At 45.6% G+C, this 22,399-nt stretch carries 24 protein-coding genes; 10 read left to right on the top strand and 14 right to left on the bottom strand.

Going from position 1 to position 22,399, the window contains the following annotated elements:
* Positions 1–181 precede the first annotated feature (181 nt).
* The gene (locus QUA57_RS25300; protein ID WP_333064385.1) at positions 182–1,216 is read left to right on the top strand and encodes a histidine kinase; all 1,035 of its coding nucleotides are present in this window, start codon (positions 182–184) and stop codon (positions 1,214–1,216) included.
* Positions 1,217–1,763: 547 nt separating this feature from the next.
* On the opposite strand, the gene QUA57_RS25295 is transcribed toward QUA57_RS25300, so the two are convergent.
* Positions 1,764–2,534: a methyltransferase domain-containing protein gene (locus QUA57_RS25295; RefSeq protein WP_333064384.1), complete on the bottom strand. Its 771-nt coding sequence runs from the start codon at positions 2,532–2,534 to the stop codon at positions 1,764–1,766.
* A gap of 93 nt (positions 2,535–2,627) precedes the next feature.
* Positions 2,628–3,116 carry a GNAT family N-acetyltransferase gene (locus tag QUA57_RS25290; protein WP_333064383.1) on the bottom strand — a complete coding sequence of 163 codons (489 nt, stop codon included), beginning with the start codon at positions 3,114–3,116 and terminating at the stop codon, positions 2,628–2,630.
* A 111-nt stretch (positions 3,117–3,227) separates the two neighbouring features.
* Here QUA57_RS25290 and QUA57_RS25285 point away from each other — a divergent pair, with 111 nt between their 5' ends.
* The 3 genes from QUA57_RS25285 (at position 3,228) to QUA57_RS25275 (ending at position 5,705) form a co-directional block, all read left to right on the top strand.
* Entirely contained in the window at positions 3,228–4,115 is an 888-nt protein-coding gene (locus QUA57_RS25285) for a LysR family transcriptional regulator (RefSeq protein WP_333064379.1), read from the top strand.
* Positions 4,116–4,305: 190 nt separating this feature from the next.
* Entirely contained in the window at positions 4,306–5,232 is a 927-nt protein-coding gene (gene crtE, locus QUA57_RS25280) for a geranylgeranyl diphosphate synthase CrtE (protein WP_333064377.1), read from the top strand.
* Between the two features lie 14 nt (positions 5,233–5,246).
* Positions 5,247–5,705 (top strand): divergent PAP2 family protein, encoded by a 459-nt coding sequence (locus QUA57_RS25275; protein WP_333064375.1) that lies wholly within the window; start codon positions 5,247–5,249, stop codon positions 5,703–5,705.
* Between the two features lie 60 nt (positions 5,706–5,765).
* Here the strand turns inward: QUA57_RS25275 and QUA57_RS25270 are convergent, their stop codons facing one another.
* From QUA57_RS25270 to QUA57_RS25255, 4 genes are all read right to left on the bottom strand, one after another.
* A complete protein-coding gene (locus QUA57_RS25270; RefSeq protein ID WP_333064373.1) occupies positions 5,766–6,269 on the bottom strand; it encodes a YbjN domain-containing protein in 504 nt (167 codons plus the stop codon).
* A 176-nt stretch (positions 6,270–6,445) separates the two neighbouring features.
* The gene (locus tag QUA57_RS25265) at positions 6,446–7,351 is read right to left on the bottom strand and encodes a ferritin-like domain-containing protein (protein ID WP_333064372.1); all 906 of its coding nucleotides are present in this window, start codon (positions 7,349–7,351) and stop codon (positions 6,446–6,448) included.
* A 303-nt stretch (positions 7,352–7,654) separates the two neighbouring features.
* Positions 7,655–7,888: a hypothetical protein gene (locus QUA57_RS25260; RefSeq protein WP_333064370.1), complete on the bottom strand. Its 234-nt coding sequence runs from the start codon at positions 7,886–7,888 to the stop codon at positions 7,655–7,657.
* Entirely contained in the window at positions 7,885–8,211 is a 327-nt protein-coding gene (locus QUA57_RS25255) for a hypothetical protein (RefSeq protein ID WP_333064369.1), read from the bottom strand. Before QUA57_RS25255 ends, QUA57_RS25260 begins: the two co-directional genes overlap by 4 nt.
* A gap of 76 nt (positions 8,212–8,287) precedes the next feature.
* Between QUA57_RS25255 and QUA57_RS25250 the strand changes: the two genes are divergently transcribed.
* Complete coding sequence (locus tag QUA57_RS25250; protein WP_333064368.1) at positions 8,288–8,728, top strand: hypothetical protein; 441 nt, start codon at positions 8,288–8,290, stop codon at positions 8,726–8,728.
* Between the two features lie 109 nt (positions 8,729–8,837).
* On the opposite strand, the gene glnA is transcribed toward QUA57_RS25250, so the two are convergent.
* Complete coding sequence (glnA, locus tag QUA57_RS25245) at positions 8,838–10,259, bottom strand: type I glutamate--ammonia ligase (protein ID WP_333036059.1); 1,422 nt, start codon at positions 10,257–10,259, stop codon at positions 8,838–8,840.
* A 340-nt stretch (positions 10,260–10,599) separates the two neighbouring features.
* On the opposite strand from glnA, the gene apcB reads away from it, so the two are divergent.
* Positions 10,600–11,109, top strand: a complete 510-nt coding sequence (gene apcB / locus QUA57_RS25240; RefSeq protein ID WP_333064367.1) for an allophycocyanin subunit beta — start codon at positions 10,600–10,602, stop codon at positions 11,107–11,109.
* Between the two features lie 253 nt (positions 11,110–11,362).
* Here apcB and QUA57_RS25235 read toward each other — a convergent pair whose 3' ends face one another.
* On the bottom strand, positions 11,363–11,560 hold the full coding sequence (locus tag QUA57_RS25235; RefSeq protein WP_333064366.1) for a hypothetical protein: 198 nt from the start codon (positions 11,558–11,560) through the stop codon (positions 11,363–11,365).
* 263 nt (positions 11,561–11,823) lie between these two features.
* On the opposite strand from QUA57_RS25235, the gene QUA57_RS25230 reads away from it, so the two are divergent.
* Positions 11,824–12,666, top strand: coding sequence for a TlyA family RNA methyltransferase (locus tag QUA57_RS25230; protein WP_333064364.1), 843 nt, complete (start codon positions 11,824–11,826; stop codon positions 12,664–12,666).
* A 134-nt stretch (positions 12,667–12,800) separates the two neighbouring features.
* Complete coding sequence (locus QUA57_RS25225) at positions 12,801–13,490, top strand: hypothetical protein (RefSeq protein WP_333064363.1); 690 nt, start codon at positions 12,801–12,803, stop codon at positions 13,488–13,490.
* 199 nt (positions 13,491–13,689) lie between these two features.
* Here the strand turns inward: QUA57_RS25225 and QUA57_RS25220 are convergent, their stop codons facing one another.
* The 6 genes from QUA57_RS25220 to QUA57_RS25195 form a co-directional block, all read right to left on the bottom strand.
* Entirely contained in the window at positions 13,690–15,180 is a 1,491-nt protein-coding gene (locus QUA57_RS25220; RefSeq protein ID WP_333064362.1) for a DUF697 domain-containing protein, read from the bottom strand.
* A gap of 198 nt (positions 15,181–15,378) precedes the next feature.
* A complete protein-coding gene (locus tag QUA57_RS25215) occupies positions 15,379–15,987 on the bottom strand; it encodes a Uma2 family endonuclease (protein WP_333064360.1) in 609 nt (202 codons plus the stop codon).
* Between the two features lie 155 nt (positions 15,988–16,142).
* Positions 16,143–17,591: a slr1306 family protein gene (locus QUA57_RS25210; RefSeq protein ID WP_333064359.1), complete on the bottom strand. Its 1,449-nt coding sequence runs from the start codon at positions 17,589–17,591 to the stop codon at positions 16,143–16,145.
* 250 nt (positions 17,592–17,841) lie between these two features.
* On the bottom strand, positions 17,842–18,264 hold the full coding sequence (locus QUA57_RS25205) for a thioesterase family protein (protein WP_332953014.1): 423 nt from the start codon (positions 18,262–18,264) through the stop codon (positions 17,842–17,844).
* A 273-nt stretch (positions 18,265–18,537) separates the two neighbouring features.
* Positions 18,538–19,620, bottom strand: coding sequence for an ATP-dependent 6-phosphofructokinase (locus QUA57_RS25200; RefSeq protein ID WP_333064386.1), 1,083 nt, complete (start codon positions 19,618–19,620; stop codon positions 18,538–18,540).
* 313 nt (positions 19,621–19,933) lie between these two features.
* Complete coding sequence (locus QUA57_RS25195; RefSeq protein WP_190735043.1) at positions 19,934–20,176, bottom strand: hypothetical protein; 243 nt, start codon at positions 20,174–20,176, stop codon at positions 19,934–19,936.
* 137 nt (positions 20,177–20,313) lie between these two features.
* Here QUA57_RS25195 and QUA57_RS25190 point away from each other — a divergent pair, with 137 nt between their 5' ends.
* Both QUA57_RS25190 and QUA57_RS25185 read left to right on the top strand, forming a co-directional pair.
* Positions 20,314–20,820 (top strand): hypothetical protein, encoded by a 507-nt coding sequence (locus QUA57_RS25190; protein ID WP_333064357.1) that lies wholly within the window; start codon positions 20,314–20,316, stop codon positions 20,818–20,820.
* Between the two features lie 280 nt (positions 20,821–21,100).
* Positions 21,101–21,916, top strand: a complete 816-nt coding sequence (locus tag QUA57_RS25185) for an FkbM family methyltransferase (RefSeq protein ID WP_333064356.1) — start codon at positions 21,101–21,103, stop codon at positions 21,914–21,916.
* Positions 21,917–22,399 lie beyond the last annotated feature (483 nt).

Here is a 22,399-nt window from a genome sequence, read left to right as displayed (position 1 = left end):
CTCAATCGAATAAGGTTTCATTTTTTTCGCTTATGTACTAAATAAACTGTATCATATATACATGGAATCTGCTGTATTTTACCTAACACTTTGTTCAAAACTCTCAGTAGGATTCCGGATGCGGTAGCGGCCTTAACGATAAATGAACAAGAGTGTTTGAGCTCTTAGAGAGCATTTTTTCATGTACGATATTACCTTATTTACCCCGCAAGACATGGCTAAATGCAGCTTAGTCCTGCGCCACTTAGGTAGAAATACTGCTAGTATGGAAGCCACCAGCCAGAAGATTGTTAACTATATTTACCAACATTTTTGCGATTCGCAAACTGGAGAAAATACCTGTGCCTTAGTGCGTTTGTTCAAAACTCATCCCTACGGGGAATTAGAAGACTCATTGCAACAATCCGCCCGCCGCTTGATGAAGGGCAATTCCCCCGCCGCCGACATGAAATGTTGGACTCTGCTAGCAGCCGCAGGCACAGAACCGCAGTGGAATTCTCGGCACACAGCAGCACAAAATACAGCTATTCCATTAGTTTGCACAAAATTAGTGGCTCAAATGCCGGCGATTTCGGAAATAATCCGGCAGTTTGGTTTAGACATTCCTACATTCCTCGGAATTGAGCCAGAAAGGTTCCTGCAATTAGAGCCGGCAGTATTAAATATTTTTTATGTATCAGAGGCAAAAGGCAGCCCCTTTATTCCTGAGCAAAATTCTTTAATTATCCCCTACCAGGTCAAGTCTGTCTTGGGATTTGGGGGACTTCTGCCCTCAGGAAGTTTGTTTGCGGTAATGATGTTCCTGAAAGTTAAAATTCCCCAAAGCAGGGCTGAAATGTTTAAAAATTTGGCACTTAGTGTCAAAACAGCATTGTCCCTCCCCGACGAAAAGAGTGTTTTTGAATATTCAGAAAAGCCGACCACCTTTGTTACAAATAACAATAATTGCGAAACCCAATTACTGGAAGATCAAGTGGCTACTCTGATGCAATTGCTGGACTTTTCCGAACAAGAAATGCTGAGACAAGCAGCCCTGTTTCAACAAATTATTGACAATTTACAGCGCGAACTTGCCGAACACAAAAATAAGGAACAAGCTTTGAAAGTAAGCCAAAATTCATTTACAGGCATCCTCAATATTCCCAAGGATGCTATTTTGCAAGTCGAGGAAAATCACGGAATTCAGCGTTTTAATCAAGGAGAAGAACAGATTTAAACTAAGGTCTGTGTTTAGCAACCCGGTTTATCCACGAAACCGAGTTGTTGCGGTGTTTGCGGATACGAATTTACGATCGCACATTTTCCCTATCGAGTTTTTCGCTATCAGCAAATTTACAAATGGCTAGCGGGGCACCTTGCTGCAGGAAATTGGTCGCACTAGCGAGAAGGGCTAAACGCTTTGAGCATAACTTTTGTAGCATTTGCTATGTTTTTAAGTGTTAGTTCGTTTTTGCTTCCGGCTCCCTATGGAAGCGCCAGATTAGATTATTATTTATTAAGGAAAAGTCTATTTGGGTTGAGGCTAAGTATCATGCCAACAATATTTTTTATTGGGCCGGCTTACCCCTACAAATATGACTGTAAAATTCAACATCCGAAAAGCCTGAGTCGTAAGTTTTTGGCAGGGGAAAATTGATGGGGCTCTACACAAAAGCGCAGTTACAATAGGAAAAGAAAATAACTGCTGAGACTAACGTGCGGCGCGATGGGGATACTGAGTGAACGAAGGCTACAAATCTCCCCGATTTGAAGCCTTATATTTGTCAATAAGAATTTTTGACAGCAACAACGCGAATTCGGCGATAATCTGCAATCCAATTACCATCGCGGTACAGCGCCGGCCGCAAACGCTCTTCAACGGAGTTAATTACGTGCGATCGCACATCATCAGACAACCCCGACAAAAACCCGCCCGCAAACATCTCAATCCAATTTACCATACCCGCGCTGCCGCCTTCTAGGGGAGTCGGGCGATCAAACAAAACCGCATAACCCACATCAAATCCCTGCTTTTCCAAAAGCCCAGCATACTCGCCAATACTCGGAAAATACCAAGGATTAAGCGCTTCAGGCTCCTGGCAGCCAATTTCTGACAAAACACTCAAAAGCGCGCGGACGATCGCCCCCACGTTCCCCTTACCCCCAAACTCAGCTACAAAACGCCCTCCCGGCTTCAGCGCTTTTTCCACACAATTAATCACAGCATCGGGCTGTTTAATCCAGTGCAAAACCGCATTAGAAAACACCGCATCTAACGGCTCTTCTACTTGAAAACTCCTCGCATCTGCAGCAGAGAAGTTAATGTGAGGATAGTTAAGTTTTGCCGTGGAAATCATCGGCAAAGAGGAATCAATACCTTGCACAAAAGCACCACTTTTAGCAATCTTTTCAGTTAACTGTCCCGTACCGCAGCCCAAATCCAGAATTTGTTCACCAGCCTTCGGAGCGAGTAACTCCAAAAGCGATTCGCCGTACTGCCAAACAAAAGCATGATTTTTCTCATAAAGAGCTGTATTCCAAGAATTTTGTGCCATGATAATTACCCTGAACCTTTCTTCTCTTTCCCTGTGTTCTCTGCGTCTCTGCGGTTAATTTTAAAAAACTCTTTCTTCACAGAACCAACCAACTTATTTGTTAGCGAGTTGGGCTATCGCACGTCTCTCGATTCGGCAAACTCTAATATTTTCCAAAATTCGCGATCCCTGCTTTTCATAAAAAGCAATTCCCGGCGCATTGCCAGTATTAACAGTCCATTCAATCCGCCCGCAATTTGTTGAGTCAGCAATTTGTGCCAAATACTTTAACAGCGCTGTACCGATTCCCATACCGCGCATAGGAGCTTGCACAAATAAATCATCAAGCCAAAGGCACGGCTGCGTCAATAAACTTGAATAGGAGGAATAAAAAAGAGCAAATCCTACCGCTTTTCCGGCAACCTCAGCCAACAAAACCCGCACTAGCGGAGGCTGGCAAAATAACGTTTGCTGCAATTTATCTGCTGTTGCTGTCAACAGGTCTTTAGATCCATCGAACTCGCTTTTTTGTGAAATAAAATCCACAATTAATTCCAAATTTTCCAGCTCTGCTTCTCTAATTTTGATATCCAAATTAGCCATTGTTTTATTCTCAATCTCGCCTATTAATCACTGTATTAAATGCCATCATAAATGTCCAATATATGTTTAACCAACCACTTATACTTTTAAAATATTAATGATTGGGGAGCTATGGAACTTCGGCATTTGCGTTATTTCATTGCAGTTGCAGAGGAACTGAATTTCACTCGCGCAGCCGAAAAACTGCATATTGCCCAACCTCCGCTGAGTCAACAAATCCAGCATTTAGAGGCAGAGTTGGGGTTTCAACTGTTTCGCCGCACCAAGCGGACGGTGCATTTAACGGCTGCGGGACAGGTTTTTTTCGAGGAGGCCGGGAAAATTCTGCAACAAGTCGATCGAGCAATTGAACTCGGCCGACAAACCAGTCGGGGCGAACTCGGACAATTGACGATCGGCTTTGTGAGTTCGGCAGCACACAACGTGGTTCCAGCGATTTTGCAGGCGTTTCGCACTCGGTGTCCCGCCGTTAAGCTCGAACTGCACGAACTGACGACAAACGAACAGTTGCAGCGGCTGCGGTTCGGACAAATTGATATCGGCTTCGTGCGCCCTCCGGTTGAGGAAGAGGGGATAAATTCTGAAATCGTTTTTCGAGAACCGCTGATCGTGGCATTGCCAGAAACGCATCCGGCGGCCGATCGCACGCATCTTGAATTACGCGAACTTTCCACGGAACCGTTCATTTTATTTCCCCGTTCCCAGGCTCCGGGGTTGTACGATGCGATCGTCAGTCTTTGTCAACAAGCAGGTTTTAGCCCGATCGCAGCTCAAGAAGCCATTCAAATGCAAACCATTGTGAGTCTGGTAGCCGCCGAGATGGGAGTGGCGATCGTCCCGGCATCAATGCAAAATTTCCAGCGCAGCGGGGTTGTTTACAAAGCGTTACCAGAATCAACCTGCATGGTGGCGATCGCCCTAATTTGGCGCAGCGATCCAACGGCGGCGGTGCAGCGGTTTTTGGAAGTCGCCAGACAAATCAGCGGATTTGAGATTTGAGATTGTAAATTTTAGATTGACTGGCAATTTGACAAAGTTATCAAAACTCAAAGATTTTCTGTGCAACAACACCCGTAGAATGATTAATTGATGCTCGGAGTTCGAGCAACTACTGCCGTAAAAGTCGGCACGATGCGACCTGAACGGCTCACAATATCCCACATAACTATTCAGTACAAGAGAGCAAGGGATGGTATTGGCAACAGAAATGGGTTCGTCCCAACCGGAATCCTCTTTCGACCTATCTACTTATCTAGTCAATCGAAAAGAGGCGATCGAGGTAGCTCTCGACAGTGCACTCCCGGTCATCTACCCAGAGAAAATTTACGAAGCAATGCGCTACTCGCTGCTAGCGGGGGGCAAGCGCCTGCGTCCGATCCTGTGTCTGGCTAGCTGCGAACTGGCCGGCGGCACTACATCTATGGCAATTCCGACAGCTTGCGCTTTGGAAATGATCCACACGATGTCGCTGATTCACGACGATTTGCCAGCAATGGACAATGACGACTACCGGCGTGGCAAACTGACGAACCACAAAGTCTACGGCGAGGATATAGCCATTTTGGCTGGCGATGGTTTGTTGACCTATGCTTTTGAATTTATCGCCACTAAAACTCAGAACGTACCCCCCCAGCAGGTGTTGCAGACGATCGCCCATTTAGCGCGGGCATCGGGTGCTGCTGGACTCGTAGGCGGTCAAGTGGTTGATTTGGAATCGGAAGGAAAGACAGATGTTTCGCTGGAAACTTTGAATTACATTCACGCTCACAAAACAGGGGCGCTGTTAGAGGCTTGCGTAGTTTGTGGGGCAATTCTGGCTGGGGCCTCGGCTGCAGATTTGCAGCGGCTGTCTCGTTTCGCTCAAAATATTGGGCTGGCTTTCCAGATCATTGACGACATTCTGGATATTACTGCTACCCAAGAAGAACTGGGCAAAACTGCTGGCAAAGATGTTCAAGCAGGAAAAGTCACTTATCCGAGTTTGTGGGGAATTGAGGAGTCTCGGCGCCAAGCTTCGCAGCTTGTTGCTGATGCTAAGGCTCAATTGGCAGTGTTTGGGAGCAAAGCTCTACCGCTGCTGGCGATCGCCGATTTTATTACCAGCCGCAGTAACTAGAAATACCAAATACTATGCAGGAAATTTGCAGCGGCATCTTAAACAATCATATACTCGTGGTTGCTTTGCTTGCTTGTCTGGCGGCTCAGATCATGAAGCTGCCGATCGAGTTGGTCAAAAATCGCAAGTTTAATCTTCGGTATTTGGTAACAACGGGGGGAATGCCCAGCGCTCACTCGTCTTTTGTGGGCGCTTTGGCTGCAGGAGTGGGACAAACGATGGGATGGGAAAGTCCGGACTTTGCGATCGCTGCGATCTTTGCAATTATTGTGATGTACGACGCAGCAGGCGTCCGCCAAGCCGCAGGCAAGCAAGCTCGCATCCTCAACCAAATTATTGACGAGTTTTTTGAGGAAGATCACAACCTTAATGAGGCTCGCCTGAAAGAGTTGCTGGGACACACTCCTTTTCAAGTGCTTGTAGGTTTGGGGCTGGGAATCACTATTGCTTGGATCGCCGGGCCTGCATATTAGTTAACTGTTAACTGTTAACTTTTAACTGTTAGTTGTTGACTGTTAACTGTTAACTAATGACTACTGACCGAATTCTGCTTGCAGTACGTCGTCGTTGTCATCGGCGATGGTGGCGACAATAGTAATAACCCGGGAAATTTCCCCGGTCGAGATTTCGGCGATCGTCCGAGTCGATACTACCGCAACTTTATTGTCAACAATGGCAAAATGAGATTCCAAAGTAGACAGCCAATTCATTTCTAGGATTTTCCGCATTAATTGAGCTTCATTCTTCGCTGGCAACTGCAGTACAAAAGCCCAAACAGTCAAAGTATCATCTTCGGTTTCGCCCGTGAGTTGCACGAACACTTCAACACTGCCGTACTTGAACTTCCAAAGATGTCCGCCAGCTTCACTTTGACCGACCATCACTTTTTGGTCTACAGCCATGCTGGCGATGACAGTTTCAATTTCTTCTGCATAGGTGACGGCTGTGGCTTTTTCGACCTGCTCGGAGGCGATCGCACTTTCACTTGAGAGGCTTTCTGCGGAAGCTGTTTGTATGTTCGGCTCGCTGGTAGTCATAATTATATTTAGATGGAAAACTATTCCAATAATCAGTTTACTTGCTAAAGCTTAAAATTATGATTTTAAATAACTGGTTCCGAGGCTATGCCAAGGAACCAGTATATCTCGCTTGTTTGCGGAGGCAGACGCAAGTTTGACTTGCAAAGCGGTTTCAACCAGGTTCGCGATCGTTTTTAAGTCTTGGGCTTAGCCGTCGCCGGCTTCTTCTCAATGGTATTCAAGCCGTTGAGGAACATGGGAACCAATTTCTCCACAAATGCCTGCGGGTCGCGGTTCCAGGCGCGCTGAGCTACATCGACTCTAGTCATTTGCAGATCCGGGGCCAGCAGGGTTCTGGGTAAGCGTTCCATCAGGTATTGCGGGCGTTCCCACATCGGCATGGTGTTGGCAATATCCACGAGGCGGGTGACGCGGCGGAGTTCTGCCCCCAGCATGATATCCATTCCTGATTCAAAAGCTGCTTGTTCGATCGCCATATACTTGCGCTTTGCCTGTTCCACCTTTTGGCGGTGTTCCGGGCTTTTGTCGGCGATTTGGGCCAGCCAGCGATTGCCCCAGCGGACGTGACCAGCTTCTTCTGGAAAAATCTTTTCGATTGTTTCGCGGATTTTGATGTTTTCTGCGGTTTGGGGAGCCTGTTTGAGGGCGTGGATGTGCGCGCCGAAATACTCGCATCCTCGCTTCTCGGTGACGTTAATCGCCGCGAGGGAAGAAATTACAAAGTCTTCGCGGTTTTTGGTAGGGTCTTGTTGTTCGCTGTCATACAACCTTTCAAATTCGTCAATGTAGGAGACTCCTGGCGGCGTTCCCACATTTTGGCCGAGGTCTACCAGCAAGTCGGTGAGCCACATGGCGTGCCGCGCTTCGTCGGAAATGTGCCGAGAAAGGTCGCGCACGAGTTCGGCTGGTTGCCCGTTTAGCTGTTCGATCACGTCGGTGAGGTCTTTGCAACTGCGCTGTTCGCTAAATCGGTAGCGGTTGAGGGTGATCAGGTGAATTTCGCGATCGCGCACTACATTAGCTAAAATTTCGCGCGCTCCCATTGCGTTGCGAAGCTTGCGGGGATAGGCAACAGTCATGCTTTTGTGTTGTTTTGTAAAGATACTTATATAAGTGTAACGCACTTTTTTCGACAACCAATTACCTCGCAAGGCAGAAAGTTATTGTTTAGCACGGAGATTCAATTTTATACAGATAATTTTTTTACTAGCTCAACAAATGACAATAGTTTTGAGTTGCGAGCCATACCATTTTAGATTTTAGATTTTAGATTAAAAATGACTGATGACTATCAGGGTTTGGAGCTTTTCTACAGTTACGTTATTTTTTTAAACTGCTATCACGCAAGGCTTGCGGGGATCACAGACAGCAACCTCATACACTCAAAACTTTTCAGTTTCCGTCGAGTCGGAAGCCTCAACACTAGCAGACTCTTGTTGAAATTTTCGCGCCTCTTCTACTTCCAACCTAGCCAGAGTTGTCGCCACATCGGCTAACTGTAAAGCCAGATTCATCCGACAAACCGGGTTTTTTTCCCTCCAGAGGTCTTTTGCCAAGAAATGTACTCGATAGCGAAACATTTTAATTGAATTTGGCGGAGTAACTTTCACAGTCATAGTCTTTCTTCGGTTGAAGTTTGAATGCGGAGCAGCACCCGTTCTAGCTCCAAGTAAACAAATGTCAGCATGATTACTTTATCTTCATCGGTGATTGTAACACTACAGGTTGCCGATCGAGGTTCAACGCCTTCGTGCCTGACAACTACAGTATATTTTCCCTGCTTCAAGTTATCAAAATTCACATCGGCCTCAAACAGATCAACTATCTCCTCGGCCAGCACTCGTCCTTCTTGAGTCAGTAAAGTGACAAACGCAATACCATCAACTGAAGTCATGGCGACGTTACTCTGATTGCGGATCATCACAAAAATATCGGACATCGTTTGGTCATTGTTAATTGCTAATTGCTAATTTAGAATGAGTGCAGCACCTCACAAACAAAGGAGCATAAATACAGTGAATCATTTCAAGCTTTTGCTAACTTTGACGGCTTTTGCAGCGGTTCTCGGTTTGGAAAAAAGTGGGGCGCTAGCTGCTGTCTTGAATATCTCTGATAATGAGCCTGGTTTGCAGCTTCACGGCGTGCGGGTTGCTCAAAGGGACGATCGCAATTTAAGCAACTCAAAAGGTACATTAAAAGAAGGCAGTGCCATCTCTATCGATCCTGATGAAGTTACGGGCATACCAAAAGCTGAGGCGCGACAGCGTTTCATTTTGAATAAGATATATCGGGTTCAGGAAGGCACTACCTCTGACGATTTGTTTATTGTTGATGAGAAAGCAACTAAATGGGCTGTAGAGGATGTCTCTGACGCTACAATGGGTGCTACTACTAACAGCGTTGCCCAGATAGTGTCGGGTAACGGGAGAGTGTGGGCGTTGATCCAGAAGTTCTAAACTCGAAAAAAACGCCGCTTTTAAGGGCGGCGTTCTTATTAATTAAAAATCACAGGTTAAAAATGGTATAATTACCAGTTTTAACTTTTAATTTTTAATTATTAATTTTCTAACAGTCGTAGTAGAGAGCAAACTCGTAGGGGTGAGGACGCAGCCGCATCGGGTTGACTTCATTGTCTAGTTTGTAGGAAATCCAGGTTTGGATGAAGTCTTCGGTAAATACGCCGGTTTCAGTTAAGAAACTGTGGTCTTTTTCTAAAGCTTCTAAAGCGCCTTCCAAGGAACCGGGAGTCGAAGGAATCTTGCTCAATTCTTCAGGGGAAAGGTCGTAGATATCTACGTCCAAAGGTTCGCCCGGATCGATTTGATTTTTGATGCCGTCAATGCCGGCGCACAGCATAGCTGCAAATGCTAAATAGGGGTTGGATGTCGCATCGGGACAGCGGAATTCTAACCGCTTAGCTTTGGGGTTGGTTCCCGACAACGGAATCCGCACTGATGCCGATCGATTCCCTTGAGAGTAAGCTAAGTTTACAGGCGCTTCAAAGCCCGGAACTAAACGCTTGTAGGAATTGGTCGTGGGGTTGGTGATTGCCAAAAGTGCCGGTGCGTGCTTGAGAATGCCGCCGATGTAATGCAGTCCCATTTGACTGAAACCAGCATATTGATCGCCTGCAAATAGAGGTTGGCCGTCTTTCCAAATCGACTGGTGAACGTGCATCCCGGAACCGTTGTCGTTAAACAGCGGTTTGGGCATGAAGGTGATGGTTTTGCCGTATTTTTTGCCGACGTTTTTGATGACGTATTTGTAAGTCAGCAAGTAGTCGGCGGCTTGTACTAAAGTGGCAAAGCGGAAACCGAGTTCGCATTGACCGCCGGTGGCGACTTCGTGGTGGTGTTTTTCGATGGGTACGCCGCATTTTGCCATTGTCAGCAGCATTTCCGTTCTCATGTCTTGAGAGGTATCGGTTGGTGCTACTGGGAAATAACCTTCTTTGTAACGCGGTTTGTAACCGAGGTTGCCGCCTGCTTCTTCTTTGCCGGAATTCCAGCGACCTTCGATCGAATCTACGTAATAGTAGCCGGAATTTTGGGTTTGGTCGAAGCGAACGTCATCAAAAATAAAGAATTCTGCTTCCGGGCCAAAGAATGCTGTATCGCCGAGACCGGTCGAAAGCAAGTAGTCTATGGCTTTTTGGGCAATGGTGCGCGGACAGCGACTGTACGGTTCGCCGGTTCGAGGTTCTTTGATGCTGCAAATGAAGCTGATGGTCGGTTCTGCCATGAACGGGTCCATCCAAGCGGTGGTCGGATCGATGACCATCGTCATGTCTGATTCGTTGATGGCTTTCCAGCCCCGAATGCTGGAACCGTCGAAGGGTACGCCGTCTGTGAATGCGGTTTCGTCGATTTGGTCGTGGTACAGGGAAAGGTGTTGCCAGATCCCCGGCATATCGATGAACTTTAGGTCAACGATCTGGATTTGATTTTCTTTTATGTAGTTTAAGGCTTCTTGGGGTGTCTGGAACATGACTTACTCCTGATATTGGTTGTGTCTTGGCGATCGGCCGATTTCAGACTGTTTGGGCGATCGTAGGCCTTCAGTATCCACTATTTTGTATCTATGGCTACAAAATTTTGAAATAGCGGCCCACTGCGGCCGGGCAGTTTGAGATTCTTGCCCTGTGGATTATTTTTCGGCTGAAGATACCAGGCAAACGGCTAAATTTTACGACAGTTTGCCGCGGATAGACTACCCTTCGTGAAAATCTTATCTCAAATCTTAATCAAACGCCGATTTGTAGTAGTCTACAATAGGCGGTCTGTCTCAGATAGCAAAGTATTGATAAAGATTTTTGGGAGAGAAACTTATGCGCGATGCAGTGACTAGCCTGATTGAAAACTATGATGTTGCTGGTAGGTATTTAGACCGAGATGGTATCGATCGGTTGAAATCTTATTTTGCAACGGGCACGGCACGGGTACAGGCGGCGGCTGCGATTAACAGCAATGCTGCGGCAATTGTCAAGCAAGCTGGTATCCAGCTATTTGCTGAACAGCCGGAACTGATCCGTCCGGGCGGAAATGCCTACACGACTCGCCGTTACGCGGCTTGTTTGCGGGATATGGACTACTACTTGCGCTATGCTACTTACGCCCTAGTGGCTGGAAGTACCGACGTGCTCGACGAGCGCGTGCTGCAAGGTTTGCGGGAAACTTACAATTCTCTAAGCGTTCCCATTGGCCCGACGGTGATGGGGATTAGCATTATGAAGGAGATGGTTAAGGCTCAGGTGGCCGCTGCTGGCTTGTCTGTGGGGCCTTTTTTGGATCAGCCTTTTGATTACATGATTCGCGAATTGAGCGAACAAGATATTTAAGTCAATTTGCTAATTGTTTTAACAGCAAATTGCACTTGTGGCTGGCACTTAGCAGCAGTTAGATTGATCGCTTTTTTTGGCCTGACAGCCTCCAAGCGATCTTTTTTTATGGGTTATACAATTTGAGATTAAAGATTGCAGATTAAAAATTATAGATTAAAAATTATAGATTAAAAATTTGAATAATTGGGAATGACTTATGAATTAAGGGTTTGGAGCTGCCGTATAATTGCCTTCTTGTTTGAAACTGGTACTAAAAATCGTCAACCCATCCCCAGACGAGGCATTTGTCAAGGGGATTTTTGGTTTGGCGCAGAGCGATTTGTGCGACGGTTGTTGCTTCTACTTCGCCATTGGGGTAAAGAATGTGGATGATGTCACCGCTGACGAAGGCGAGGGGATTTTCTTGACAATTGCCAGGATTTATGATAGGAAAGTTAATTGTTTTCATAGTCGATCGCCCTGATGGTATTTGTAGCGCTTTTAGCTGCCTATAAATCATCCGCTAGTCACAAAAATTATTGTGTGATTCTATGAATGTTTATCTGTGATAAAACTACACACTCACAGCGATCTCAGTCACATCATGTGAGCTGGGGCGATCGCCCCGTGATGATCTCAAAACCAAAATAATCGGCAAAAATTAGCAGTCGGGCTTGTGCGTAAGTGCTAATCTGGTACTGTTCTTAACCCTATCCGTACAGATTAAAAACCTTGGCTAAACAGCGACTAGACACTTTATTGGTCAGCCTAGATTTGTGCAGTTCCAGACAGCAAGCTCAGGCCTTGATTCGCACGGGGAAAGTCTCCATCAACCAACAGGTAGTTGACAAACCGGGCACTGAGGTCGATATTGCAGCAAAAATTCAGATTAAAGAGCGATCGCGCTATGTTTCCAGAGGCGGCGACAAATTAGCCAAAGCTTTAGAAGTTTTTGCGATTCCCGTTGCAGGCAGAATTTGTCTCGACGGCGGCATTTCCACAGGCGGTTTTACCGACTGTTTGCTGCAAGCTGGCGCCGCCTTAGTCTACGGCATAGATGTTGGCTACGGTCAAGCAGATTGGGGCTTGCGTAACGATCCGAGAGTAATTTTGAAAGAACGCACCAATTTGCGGTACATGACTGCTGCTGAGCTTTACGGCGACTCTGAGCGAGCAGATTTGGCGGTAGTAGATGTGTCGTTTATTTCCCTGGATAAGATTTTACCGGCGCTGTGGGAATTGTTGGTACCACCGCGAGAAGCGGTGTTGCTGGTAAAGCCGCAGTTTGAGGTAGGGCGCGAGAGAGTCGGGAAAAAAGGCGTAGTGCGAGACTCAGCAACTCAAGCTGATGCGATTTTTCAAGTGTGGAAGGCAGCCACAGCTTTAGGATGGCAGCAACGTGGCTTAACGTGGTCGCCTTTACTTGGCCCGGCCGGTAATATCGAGTATCTTTTATGGTTGGGGATCGATCGCGAACAAGAAACAGAGCCGAGGGCGATCGAAGAGGATGTTGTGAAGGAACGGATCGCACAAGTCACCAAAGCGGCGGCGCGGGAACTTGTCGATCGATTGTAGATTGTAGATTTTAGATTGATTTCAAGATGTCAAGCTAATCTATTTTAAAAATCAAATTTGGAACTCCAGATTGCTCTAAAATTTTAAAATTTTTGTCAATCAGACTCCTCAACTTTCACTTAGTGAATAATTCCATGCAATCATTCAAACAAGCCGGTTCGATTTTCCTGTACGTTCTAGGTGCCATCGGGTATGTGGCGATTGTAGCTACTATTGTAGGCGTTTCAATTCTTATCAAGTGGGCCGCTCTGCTACTAGCCGACAAATTATTATATACCATCCTGATTATCGGCGATTTGTTGAGGGGTATCGAAATTATTGAACTGTTAAATATATTGGTATTTGCTTTTATCGGTATGGGAGTGGGTGTGGCGACAAGGCTTCTACACCCTCAATACGGTCGCAAAATTAGTGCTGCTGTGTTGATACTTATAGTTCCCTTAGTTTTCATGATTACGCCAGCCATTCGATATAATTCTTGGCTGGAAAAAGTGGAAGAATCGGATAAATTATCGCCTCCGCAAACTGCAACCTTAACTAACTCATTTTTGAATAGAAAAGTAGGATTGCCTGGTTTTATCGGTTATTACGTATATACTGGTCAGTTTCCCGTTATTCCGACGAAACAATCGGAGATGAAAGACCTTGACAGCTTTGAAAAAAAAGTTAATTCCAGATTTGTACAATTCACAGGTATTGCTCCGACTATTGTTTCTTGGTCAATGCGGATTTGTTTTTGGCTGATTAGAATATTTTACTTTTCTATAGCGGTAATTGCGACGATCGCCCATTTTAGGGAAGGTGTTAGAATTGCCAGACGGTAATAGGATTTTCGATTTTCGATTTGCGATTAAAGAATTGGGAATTACTGATGAAGATCGTGGTTGGAAGCTTAGCTACAGTTGCATTCTTTTTTGACAATTGTATAAGAATACAAGCAGTAGGGTGCGTCAGATCCTACCTCTTCGATTATTCACAAATAACCGTCTGCGGAGGCACCGCACTCAACTACTAGGGCAATTTTTAATTGCCAATTTTAAACTCTTGCTGCAAGCGATCGATAATTGTATTACGCTCAATGGTGGCGATAATTTCTTGAATTACCGTATCTTGCCCCAGGGGGCCCCAGGTGCAGCCTTTTTCTAAATAAACTTGGGCGGCGCGACCGACAGCGTAGGTTCCATAAGCTGCTAAACTAGCTTGAGTGACAGCAACTCCGGCAAAAGTAGAAAAGCCGATGTGCGGGGCCGCAGCCGCCGCACTTTTGCCAAATCCCAACAGAAAACTGCTACCCAATTCTCCCAAAAGTACGCCGCCAGCACTTGAGAAAATAGTCTGCCAAAGTTTCCCGGCTTCGTAACCAGTCATGGGTAAGCCGTAAAGTCTGGATAAAGAGCGAATTAAAGCTAAATCTGCGACACTTGCTCCCATTACATCCAAGAATGCCACTGGATTTAAACCGACAGCTAAAGCTTTATATTTTGCAAATTGCCAGATTAAATCTTCGGCTTCTGTTTGCCGCAATTTGAGAACGTGACGGGCAATGTTTGCTTCGGCATCTCTAGCTTCAACTAAAGCATTTAGAGCGAGGAGCGAGCGACCTTCTCTGTTAAGAATGGTGAGAATTTTATTTTTTAGTTCGTCTATCTGCGCGGGCGGCGACTCCCATTCGTAAGTGACTCTTCCGTCGGACCATTCCACCCGCACTTGCACCGGCGCTGGTTCGGCAGCTACCATAACTATTTCTAAAGATTTGGAAGTTTTAGCGGGTGATTTTGCAGTAGATTTATCTGAGGAGTTGTTTGGGGGTTCGGACAAATTTTCGCTATCTGTTTGCTCTGTTACCGCAGCGGCTGCTAACTCTTCAGAATTTCCCAGCGCTTGCAAACTTTGGTAAATAGCTTTTCTGTCTAATTCGGGATAAAGGTCAATTTTATTAAAAACTAAAATTACCGGTTTTTGAGCTGTTTGCAATTCGCACAGTGCTTGATATTCAGTTCGGGTGATATCGCCTGCAACGACAAACAGAATTAAGTCAGCTTGGCGAGTTACTTGTTTTGCCATTTCGCCGCGCACTTCGCCGCCAACTTCATCAAGTCCGGGAGTATCGATTAATTCTACTTGCACCCCTCCTTTCCCCCCCTTGCCCAGGGGAGGTTGGGGGGATTCGTCGCTGTCAAGGAAGGATAAAGGCACACTCCAGCGCACGGAACGCGGCCACTGAGTCAGGCCGTTGAGAGGGCCTGTTTGCAGAATTTTGTGACCTAAAAGCGCGTTTAATACGGCTGACTTGCCACGGCTGACTAAGCCGAAAGTAGCAATGCGGATTATGTTGTGGTCTAGTTTTTCTGAGGTGGAAGTTAAGATATCTAACTGATATTGCAGCGCCGCTTCTAATTCAGTATTATTCGAGTTTTTTTTCCCTTGGCGCAGGTGGGAATAGCGCGCCAGGGCTTCGCGCAAACTGGCGCGGGCAAGGGATAAGCGATTTTCTTGAAGGGAATTGTCAGCCATTGGCGATCGGCTTTGTTAAGCAGGTATAATTGATCGTCGAATTATAAATCCTATTTCTTATTTTAATACAATTTTTCATAAATTTATAATTTTTTTGTTGTGAGTTTTCCAAAAAATATTGAACGGGATATCCCGCCCGTTCCACAATAACAAAAAATTTTTGTGGGACAGGTATCTTGCCTGTTCTTTTCCCTAACACTAGGCGCCGCCTCGGAAAATTTGATCGACGTTCAGCTCCATATTGGGAAATGTAGGTGAAATAATGCGATCGCTCCCTCTGAACTGTCTAATCCTATACTCTCCGTCCACGAGCTGACAAACCGAAAGCGTGGGTTCTTTGGGGTCGCCAATATGACGTATTCCGCCAAATGCAGCATAATCCGCAATCCAATATTCGAGGATGCCCATCATTTCGTAATCTGCCAACTTTTTGAGATAATCGTCGCGCCAGTTGGTACTAACAACTTCAACAAGTAGCGGGATAGATGTTCCTTCGGTGATTGTTGCTGACTTCAACCATAAGGGTTCCGACGCTAAAGCCTGACGGTTTAATAGCAAAACATCAGGAATATATCCTGTATCTTTAGCTGGGGGCTTAACTAGCGCTTTCGAGGGAATGCGGTATGGAAGTTGCAGTTGGGTGTAGAGCAGGGTAAATTCTTGAACAAGGTATGCTGTGATATCTTCGTGTTCTCCTGTTGGCTGCATTTCAACCATTACCCCGTCGTGAAGTTCGTAGCATCTGTTCTCGGCTTTGTCTTCTAGAAATTCTTCAAAGGTTAGTATTTTGGGTTGAGTTTGTATCATCGTGCAAAGTTTATTTGATTGTATAACAGAAGGCAGAAGGAAGAAGGAAAATATTAACTGGTTGCCTGGTTCTGCCGTGGAACAAGCAAGATGCCTGTTCCACAACAGAAAAACTGTCTTGTGGAACAGGCATCTTGCCTGTTCCTTTATTTTACTTAATTGGCCGCCGACTTAACGGTTTCGGGCCCAGATACCTGAGATGAAAGGCGACTCGCCACTTGGTTGACGAAAGATTGCAAGAAGGAAACTTGCTGATTTTGCGTAAATACTGCTTGCAAAGTTTTAGTCAACTGGTCGAGATTGAAAATGCCTTTGGGAGCATTTTCCAGTTCTTGACTTTGGAAATATTCAATTAAACTCAGTCCTGCTATTCTGGTAAAATATGCTGCACTAATTCCCTGCACAGCGCCTCCTGCTACATAGGTGACGGCATTGCTTTTCAGCAGTCCAGTAATAGTTTGGGTAGACAGTTCTACTAATCCCAATTTAAACATTTGATTAGCTAAAGTACCCGCTACTGTCTTAGCTTGGTCTAAGGAAAACTGTTGCTGGTAGATGGCACCGAGGTCGATGACGAGTTGGGTGCTGATGGCGGTTGTTGCTAGCAAGTCTAAAGCGGGAACCGGGTTAGTAAAGACGGCGGCGGCGGCGATGTACTGATATTGTTCCATAATGGGAATTGCCCGATCGCGCCTGACTGCATTTAATAAGGTTTTTGCCTCTAACTTGATACTTGCCGCCTCGCGCACCGCACTCGCCCAGACCAACTGTTGCCGTTCTTCCGTTAAGATTTTAGTCAATCTTTCCGTCAGCGCGTCGAGTTGAGAGACTTGATTTTCGATGCGTTCTTTAAATGTGCCGTCCGCTTGGTGCTGGCGCACCTTAATAGATTTGGGAGAAGCTGCGATCGCAATTATATCTTCTGTCCCCACTATTCCTTGCATTTTCTGTTGCAAAGAGTGCAAAACCTGCGACTGCTGTTCTGGTAAATATTGGTCTAGTTTGTTCCAGACTAGCAGCACGCGCTGACCTGCAGCACCTAGCTGAGATAATGTTTGAAATTCGGAATCTGTGATGTCGCCCGCTGTCACAAACAGCGCTAAATCACCATTGATTTTGGCATCTGCATTTGTATTAGCAAACAGCGGTGCTGTTTCTTGTAAACTAAGCTTTTGCGGGTGTTGAGATGCCCAATTAGAATTTAAAACTTGAATTAAGGCAGTTTTGCCGACAGCTTTGCCGCCAGTTACGGTAATCCGCAAATCTTCTCTGTCTAATTCGCTTCTGAGCCGATCGAGCTTTGCTGTTAGATTAGCAGGATCGGCGGAGTTTTGAGCTTCTGAAGCCAGCAATTTAATGGCGGCTTCGGAGGTTGCGATCGCTTTTTCGGCTGCTTCCCGGTTCGCCAGGGGTTCCGGGAGTGCGAGTTCCAGTTTGGGGGATTGTTGCTTCCACCACCAATACCCCGCACCGGCAGCAGCCAAGCCGATGAGTGCCGTTTCGCCCATTTCTGAACCCGAATGCTGTAGAGTTTCCAGCAGCCACAGCGCTGCTGAAAGTCCTATTCCGCCTATTAAAATCGGTCGCCGCAAGTTAAGTGTCATTTTTTCCTTCCTGTGGGTATTGTCACCAAGCTTAACCTTCGCGGGCTTGGCCTCCCTCCCTATATTCCATCGTACCTCTGTGACATCCAAACTGGCAGGCGGGCAATCCGACTTTTTGCCATCGGGATTTGCGGCCCGCTGCACAATCAACTTTTTGCACTTCTACAAACGGGAAATAGAGGACGGAAGTCCTCTCTACAAACCGAGAGATTTTTACAGGATTTTGCAAATATAATAGTTAATTTTTTCTCTATGTTGGTAATGCTTGAGATTGTGATTCAAAAATATCAATTATTTGTTTGGGAATTGCTCGCGGTCGCATGGTGGTAACTTCAACCCAAACCCAAAGCGCCTCGGCTTTTAACAATATTTCGTCACTTCCAAGTAAGCGAATTTCGTAGCGGCGGACGGCGCGCGGGCCGCGCAGTTGTTCGATCCAAGTTGATATCTCCAGTCGATCGCCCGCAGCGGCCGATCGCAAATAGTCAATCTCTATCCGCCGCATTACAAAGACGCCGCCCAGTTCGCGGTAGCGATCGAGTGTAAATCCCAAGTGTTCTAAATGTTCGATCGCAGCGTGTTCTAAATAATGCTGGTAGACAGCATTATTGACATGACCGAGGGCGTCCATTTCGTAATGGCGCACTCTAATTTGTGCAGTAAATGGTGTCAATTTCTCACCTTTCTACTTGTTGCGGTATTTTGTAGTTCCGAGCGCGATCGCACTCGAGGTCGATACTCGCTCGGAACTAATTGCAAGGTACACTAATCATAGTTGAAACGCCACTACTTCCAGGTTAATATTAGTCGTGGAAGCAGGGCCGGTGAGCACCTTGGTTTTTTAACCACAATACACTGGCTTAAAACCCTCAGTCTCGGTTAACCCAGTTTCGTGGTTCTGAGTGCGTCCCGGACTAAAACTTTGAGAAATAGGACGGGTAATTGTTTAGTCTCCCAGACAAATTCCTAAACCGCGGGCCGTTTTAACCAGAGTACCGTTGAACTCTACAGGTCTGTATTTGGCGATCGCATCTTCCAGAGGAACGCTCACAACTTCCCGCTTCTGCCAAGATACCATGCAGTCGAATTTCTCTTCGGCAACTAAATCAACTGCTGCCACGCCAAAAGCAGAAGCAATTAATCTTTCTAGCGGTGAAGGAGTTCCCCCGCGTTGAGTATGTCCCAAAACGGTGACGCGAGTTTCTGCACCGCTACAGTCAGAAATTGTATCAGCTAAATACTGACCAATTCCGCCTAATCGACTTTGACCTAAGCGATTTGTGTGCATTACTAACTCGCCTGCTTCTGTGCGAACTGCCTCCGCTACTATAATTAAACAGTAGTTTTTTCCCCGGTCTTGGCGATCTTGAATTTGGGCACAGATTTGGGAAATTTTGTAAGGGATTTCCGGAATCAGAATTATATCAGCTCCCCCAGAAATTCCGGCACTGATCGCAATATGTCCGGCATCGCGGCCCATGACTTCAACAATCATAACCCGACTGTGACTGGCCGCAGTAAAATGCAAGCGATCTAGTGCTTCAGTAGCAATATTGACAGCCGTATCAAAACCGATGGAACGCTCGGTAATTCCGACATCATTATCAATAGTTTTAGGAATAGCAACTAAATTCAAATTACCTTGTTGAGCAATCTTCCTGAGAATGGCGAGACTGCCATCGCCACCAATGCCGATTAAGGCATCCAAACCTAGTTGGTGATAGCCTTCGATAATGTCCTCAGAACAATCGCGTAGAGTCCCATCAGGCATCGGGAAGGCAAAAGGGTTGCCCTCATTTGTAGTGCCTAGCATCGTACCGCCAATGGTGAGCCACGAGTCTACTTTCTCAATATCCAAGGGAATTGCTTGAGGGGGACGACTCATCAATCCCTTGGTGGCTTGACGAATGCCCATCACTTTCCAATTGTAAGTTCCCGTTGCGCGGTGGACAACGGCTCGGATAACTGCGTTTAAGCCTGCACAGTCACCCCCGCTGGTGAGGATACCGATACATTTTTGTTCTCCCATAATTAATGTCCGACTTTTGTTACTCATAACATGAGTTGATATTTTTAGATCCCGATCGCCCAATCCTGATTTTCGAGGTAAATAGGTAAGCGAAAATAAACTTTACTCTGTAACAGAATGTAAAGCTATCATAACTTTTGTGATTGCTTTCATAAGAGATCGCTCATTCAGGGAGCTTTTCACTCGCTTTTGACTACTTATGTATTTTTAAGCTTCATCGACCTAATGGAGTGCCTCATCTCTGACGCATTCCACAAGTTCGATCGCCAACTAAGTAGCATCGCCAATCACCGTCTCCAACAAAACATCAATTTTACTTGGGATTGAGCCGTTTAGAAACTTGGTTAATTATACCGCTGAGAATAGCACCGCCCATAAGAATTCCGAGGGCGGGATTAAATACGGGCTGCCAGAGACTGTACCACAAATCAAAACCGAGATTCACCCCTGTCGATCGACCTGCTACTGCGATCGCAAACCACGCAAAACTGGCAAAGACGAAAAATACATCAGCTACTAAAATCAAGTTGAGAAAGTTAAGAAATTTATCTTTCATTGTCGAGGGTTCCTTTTGAGTGTATATGTGCCAAGTTGTGGCAAGCGGTTGGTAATGGAGCGGATCGATCGCTGCAACTGGCGATCGAATAAAGATAAAATATCATTCAATTGTTTTCGCGCACAGGCTGTCAAAATATGGTTCGCTATACACTTCCTCAAAGCCCCGAAATTATTTTAACTGTCAAAGGGAAAGATTCAGCCAAAGCCCGGGAAGAAGCGATGGATCGGCTGATGGATCTCATGGATGAGGGCAAGCTGCCTACGGAACTCGTGGAGGGATTTGGGCCCAAGCAGTTTGTTGAAGTTAAGGATATCGAAGATGCTGCGTCTGAAGGCGAGGACGCGATTACTGAAGCCGTCCAGATTTTGAGCAATTTGGCAAGTCTCAAATTGAAAGTCATGGAATCCCGCGAAGAAGCACTCAAAATCCGGGCGGCGATCGACATTTTGTTTACAGATGAGGCTGTGAGTGCCGAGGAAATTGGTCGTTTGAAAGATGGTTTCAAGGTTCTCAAAAACTTCGCTCAAGCTAATGTCCGCTATCGAGAAGCTAGAAGTAAAGCCGAAGAAGCGCGGGCAATTCTCGACGAAGCTTTGCAATCTGTAGAACCCGAAAACAAGGCGCAGAAATCCGCGAAATAGTAGCAGGTTGGGTTGAAACTCACATCTTGCACAATTCTCAAGAACAGGCATTTTGCCTGTTCCACAAGAAAATTCACTCGTGGAACAGGCATCTTGCCTGTTCCTAAAAAACTGATTGAGAATGGCGCAATATCTCAGTTGAAACCTATTTCTGTCATTGCGATCCGAAGGGAAGCAATCGCCAACCTCCGCGATTGCTTCGTTTCTTTATTCGGACATACAATAACTCTGCTGCAAGACATAATATTAATTATATCCACATTTAAATTAGGAAAAAATTGTGAGCCAACAAACAGGAATTATCAGAAACTCGATGTCAGGCAGCTTGCTGCTGGCTAAACAGTTAGGTTTTGAACCAAAAACTGTGATTGATGTCGGTGCAGCATTGGGAACTTTTAATCTTTACGAAACTTTCCCCGATGCGCGACATTTGCTAATTGAGCCGATCGCCGAAAATGAACCTTATCTCGCCAAAATTTGCCGCAAGCTCAAAAGTGCAGAATATATTATTGCAGCCGCGAGCAAAGAATCGGGAGTTTTCACGCTTAACGTCAGTCCCTCTATGTTGCATTCTTCACTTTCTGAAAATCGCGTTACTGACAGCAGCGATCCTTATTTGAGAAAAATACCAGCAATTACCCTGGATGGAATATGCAGGGAAAGAAATTTGCCAGGCCCGTATTTAATTAAAGTTGATGTAGACGGAAAGGAATTAGATGTTTTAGCAGGAGCAACTGAGATTTTGCAGCAGACTGAATATGTAATTGTAGAAGTTACTTTGTTCGGTCAGATGTATGATGTAATGAGTTTTATGAAGTCCCAAGGCTTCGCAGCTTACGATATTGTTGATTTGTCATATCGCCCGGTGGATTCAGCTTTGTGGCAAGTTGACATGGCTTTTGTTAAGGAATCCGGTCACTTCAGAAGAGAGAGGGGTTTCGCGACAGGAGAGCAGGATATCGAAGCACTTAACTCGCATCTCAAAGCTTATCGGGAAAGTTTCATCAAACACATTGAGACTCATTACAGCGACCCAGTAGAGCCGGAACCGCAGGTTGATCAAGCTATTTTGGGCGAAGATTATGTTATTATTTAACTCAACTTTCTTCCATCTGATAAGTAGGTAAGCAGGAGTAAACAGAGCTATTTGACAGTATATAAACCGCCGTAAATTAGACAGATTTATGGTCTTTGGATACTTGATAATTGTTTGATAATTGTTTTTGCATCGCCTCCAAACTTACTAAATTTTGGTCGCACTTCGCACTTGATTTAATTAACCCTCAATATCTAAGAAATTGGTTTTCTAAATGCTGATATTGCGGTTTATAAGCTTGCAATCTGCTGTAAGTTGGCTTTCATTAGATATTAAAAAGTGGTAATGCCCTAATGTCTGCCTCACCAGGATAGAAACATCAATGCAGCTAAAAACATTACAGATCAAGGTTTACGAATTTGAGACGTAGGGCATACCTCCGTAGCTTCTGGAGCTAGAGTAAGACTAAGTAGGGCTTGCTGAATAATCGAGTGCATATTGCGTCGCGAAAGGTTTCGAGCGCGTGATCGAGAATAAAGTGCA

The organism is Microcoleus sp. Pol7_B2, from assembly GCF_036701035.1.
In the GTDB taxonomy this organism is placed as follows: Bacteria; Cyanobacteriota; Cyanobacteriia; order Cyanobacteriales; family Microcoleaceae; genus Microcoleus.
Note: the sequence above shows the minus strand (reverse complement) of the source record. Positions and strands in the feature narration are given on the sequence as shown.

Excerpts from the sequence above, each read along its gene's own strand:
- crtE (WP_333064377.1), top strand. The coding sequence starts at position 4,306 with ATGGTATTGGCAACAGAAATGGGTTCGTCCCAACCGGAATCCTCTTTC.
- QUA57_RS25235 (WP_333064366.1), bottom strand. The coding sequence starts at position 11,560 with ATGAAAACAATTAACTTTCCTATCATAAATCCTGGCAATTGTCAAGAA.
- QUA57_RS25220 (WP_333064362.1), bottom strand. The coding sequence starts at position 15,180 with ATGGCTGACAATTCCCTTCAAGAAAATCGCTTATCCCTTGCCCGCGCC.
- QUA57_RS25190 (WP_333064357.1), top strand. The coding sequence starts at position 20,314 with ATGGTTCGCTATACACTTCCTCAAAGCCCCGAAATTATTTTAACTGTC.
- QUA57_RS25200 (WP_333064386.1), bottom strand. The coding sequence starts at position 19,620 with ATGGGAGAACAAAAATGTATCGGTATCCTCACCAGCGGGGGTGACTGT.
- QUA57_RS25285 (WP_333064379.1), top strand. The coding sequence starts at position 3,228 with ATGGAACTTCGGCATTTGCGTTATTTCATTGCAGTTGCAGAGGAACTG.
- QUA57_RS25215 (WP_333064360.1), bottom strand. The coding sequence starts at position 15,987 with ATGATACAAACTCAACCCAAAATACTAACCTTTGAAGAATTTCTAGAA.
- QUA57_RS25300 (WP_333064385.1), top strand. The coding sequence starts at position 182 with ATGTACGATATTACCTTATTTACCCCGCAAGACATGGCTAAATGCAGC.
- apcB (WP_333064367.1), top strand. The coding sequence starts at position 10,600 with ATGCGCGATGCAGTGACTAGCCTGATTGAAAACTATGATGTTGCTGGT.
- QUA57_RS25295 (WP_333064384.1), bottom strand. The coding sequence starts at position 2,534 with ATGGCACAAAATTCTTGGAATACAGCTCTTTATGAGAAAAATCATGCT.
- QUA57_RS25225 (WP_333064363.1), top strand. The coding sequence starts at position 12,801 with ATGCAATCATTCAAACAAGCCGGTTCGATTTTCCTGTACGTTCTAGGT.
- QUA57_RS25195 (WP_190735043.1), bottom strand. The coding sequence starts at position 20,176 with ATGAAAGATAAATTTCTTAACTTTCTCAACTTGATTTTAGTAGCTGAT.
- glnA (WP_333036059.1), bottom strand. The coding sequence starts at position 10,259 with ATGTTCCAGACACCCCAAGAAGCCTTAAACTACATAAAAGAAAATCAA.
- QUA57_RS25290 (WP_333064383.1), bottom strand. The coding sequence starts at position 3,116 with ATGGCTAATTTGGATATCAAAATTAGAGAAGCAGAGCTGGAAAATTTG.
- QUA57_RS25270 (WP_333064373.1), bottom strand. The coding sequence starts at position 6,269 with ATGACTACCAGCGAGCCGAACATACAAACAGCTTCCGCAGAAAGCCTC.
- QUA57_RS25265 (WP_333064372.1), bottom strand. The coding sequence starts at position 7,351 with ATGACTGTTGCCTATCCCCGCAAGCTTCGCAACGCAATGGGAGCGCGC.
- QUA57_RS25275 (WP_333064375.1), top strand. The coding sequence starts at position 5,247 with ATGCAGGAAATTTGCAGCGGCATCTTAAACAATCATATACTCGTGGTT.
- QUA57_RS25210 (WP_333064359.1), bottom strand. The coding sequence starts at position 17,591 with ATGACACTTAACTTGCGGCGACCGATTTTAATAGGCGGAATAGGACTT.
- QUA57_RS25260 (WP_333064370.1), bottom strand. The coding sequence starts at position 7,888 with ATGACTGTGAAAGTTACTCCGCCAAATTCAATTAAAATGTTTCGCTAT.
- QUA57_RS25255 (WP_333064369.1), bottom strand. The coding sequence starts at position 8,211 with ATGTCCGATATTTTTGTGATGATCCGCAATCAGAGTAACGTCGCCATG.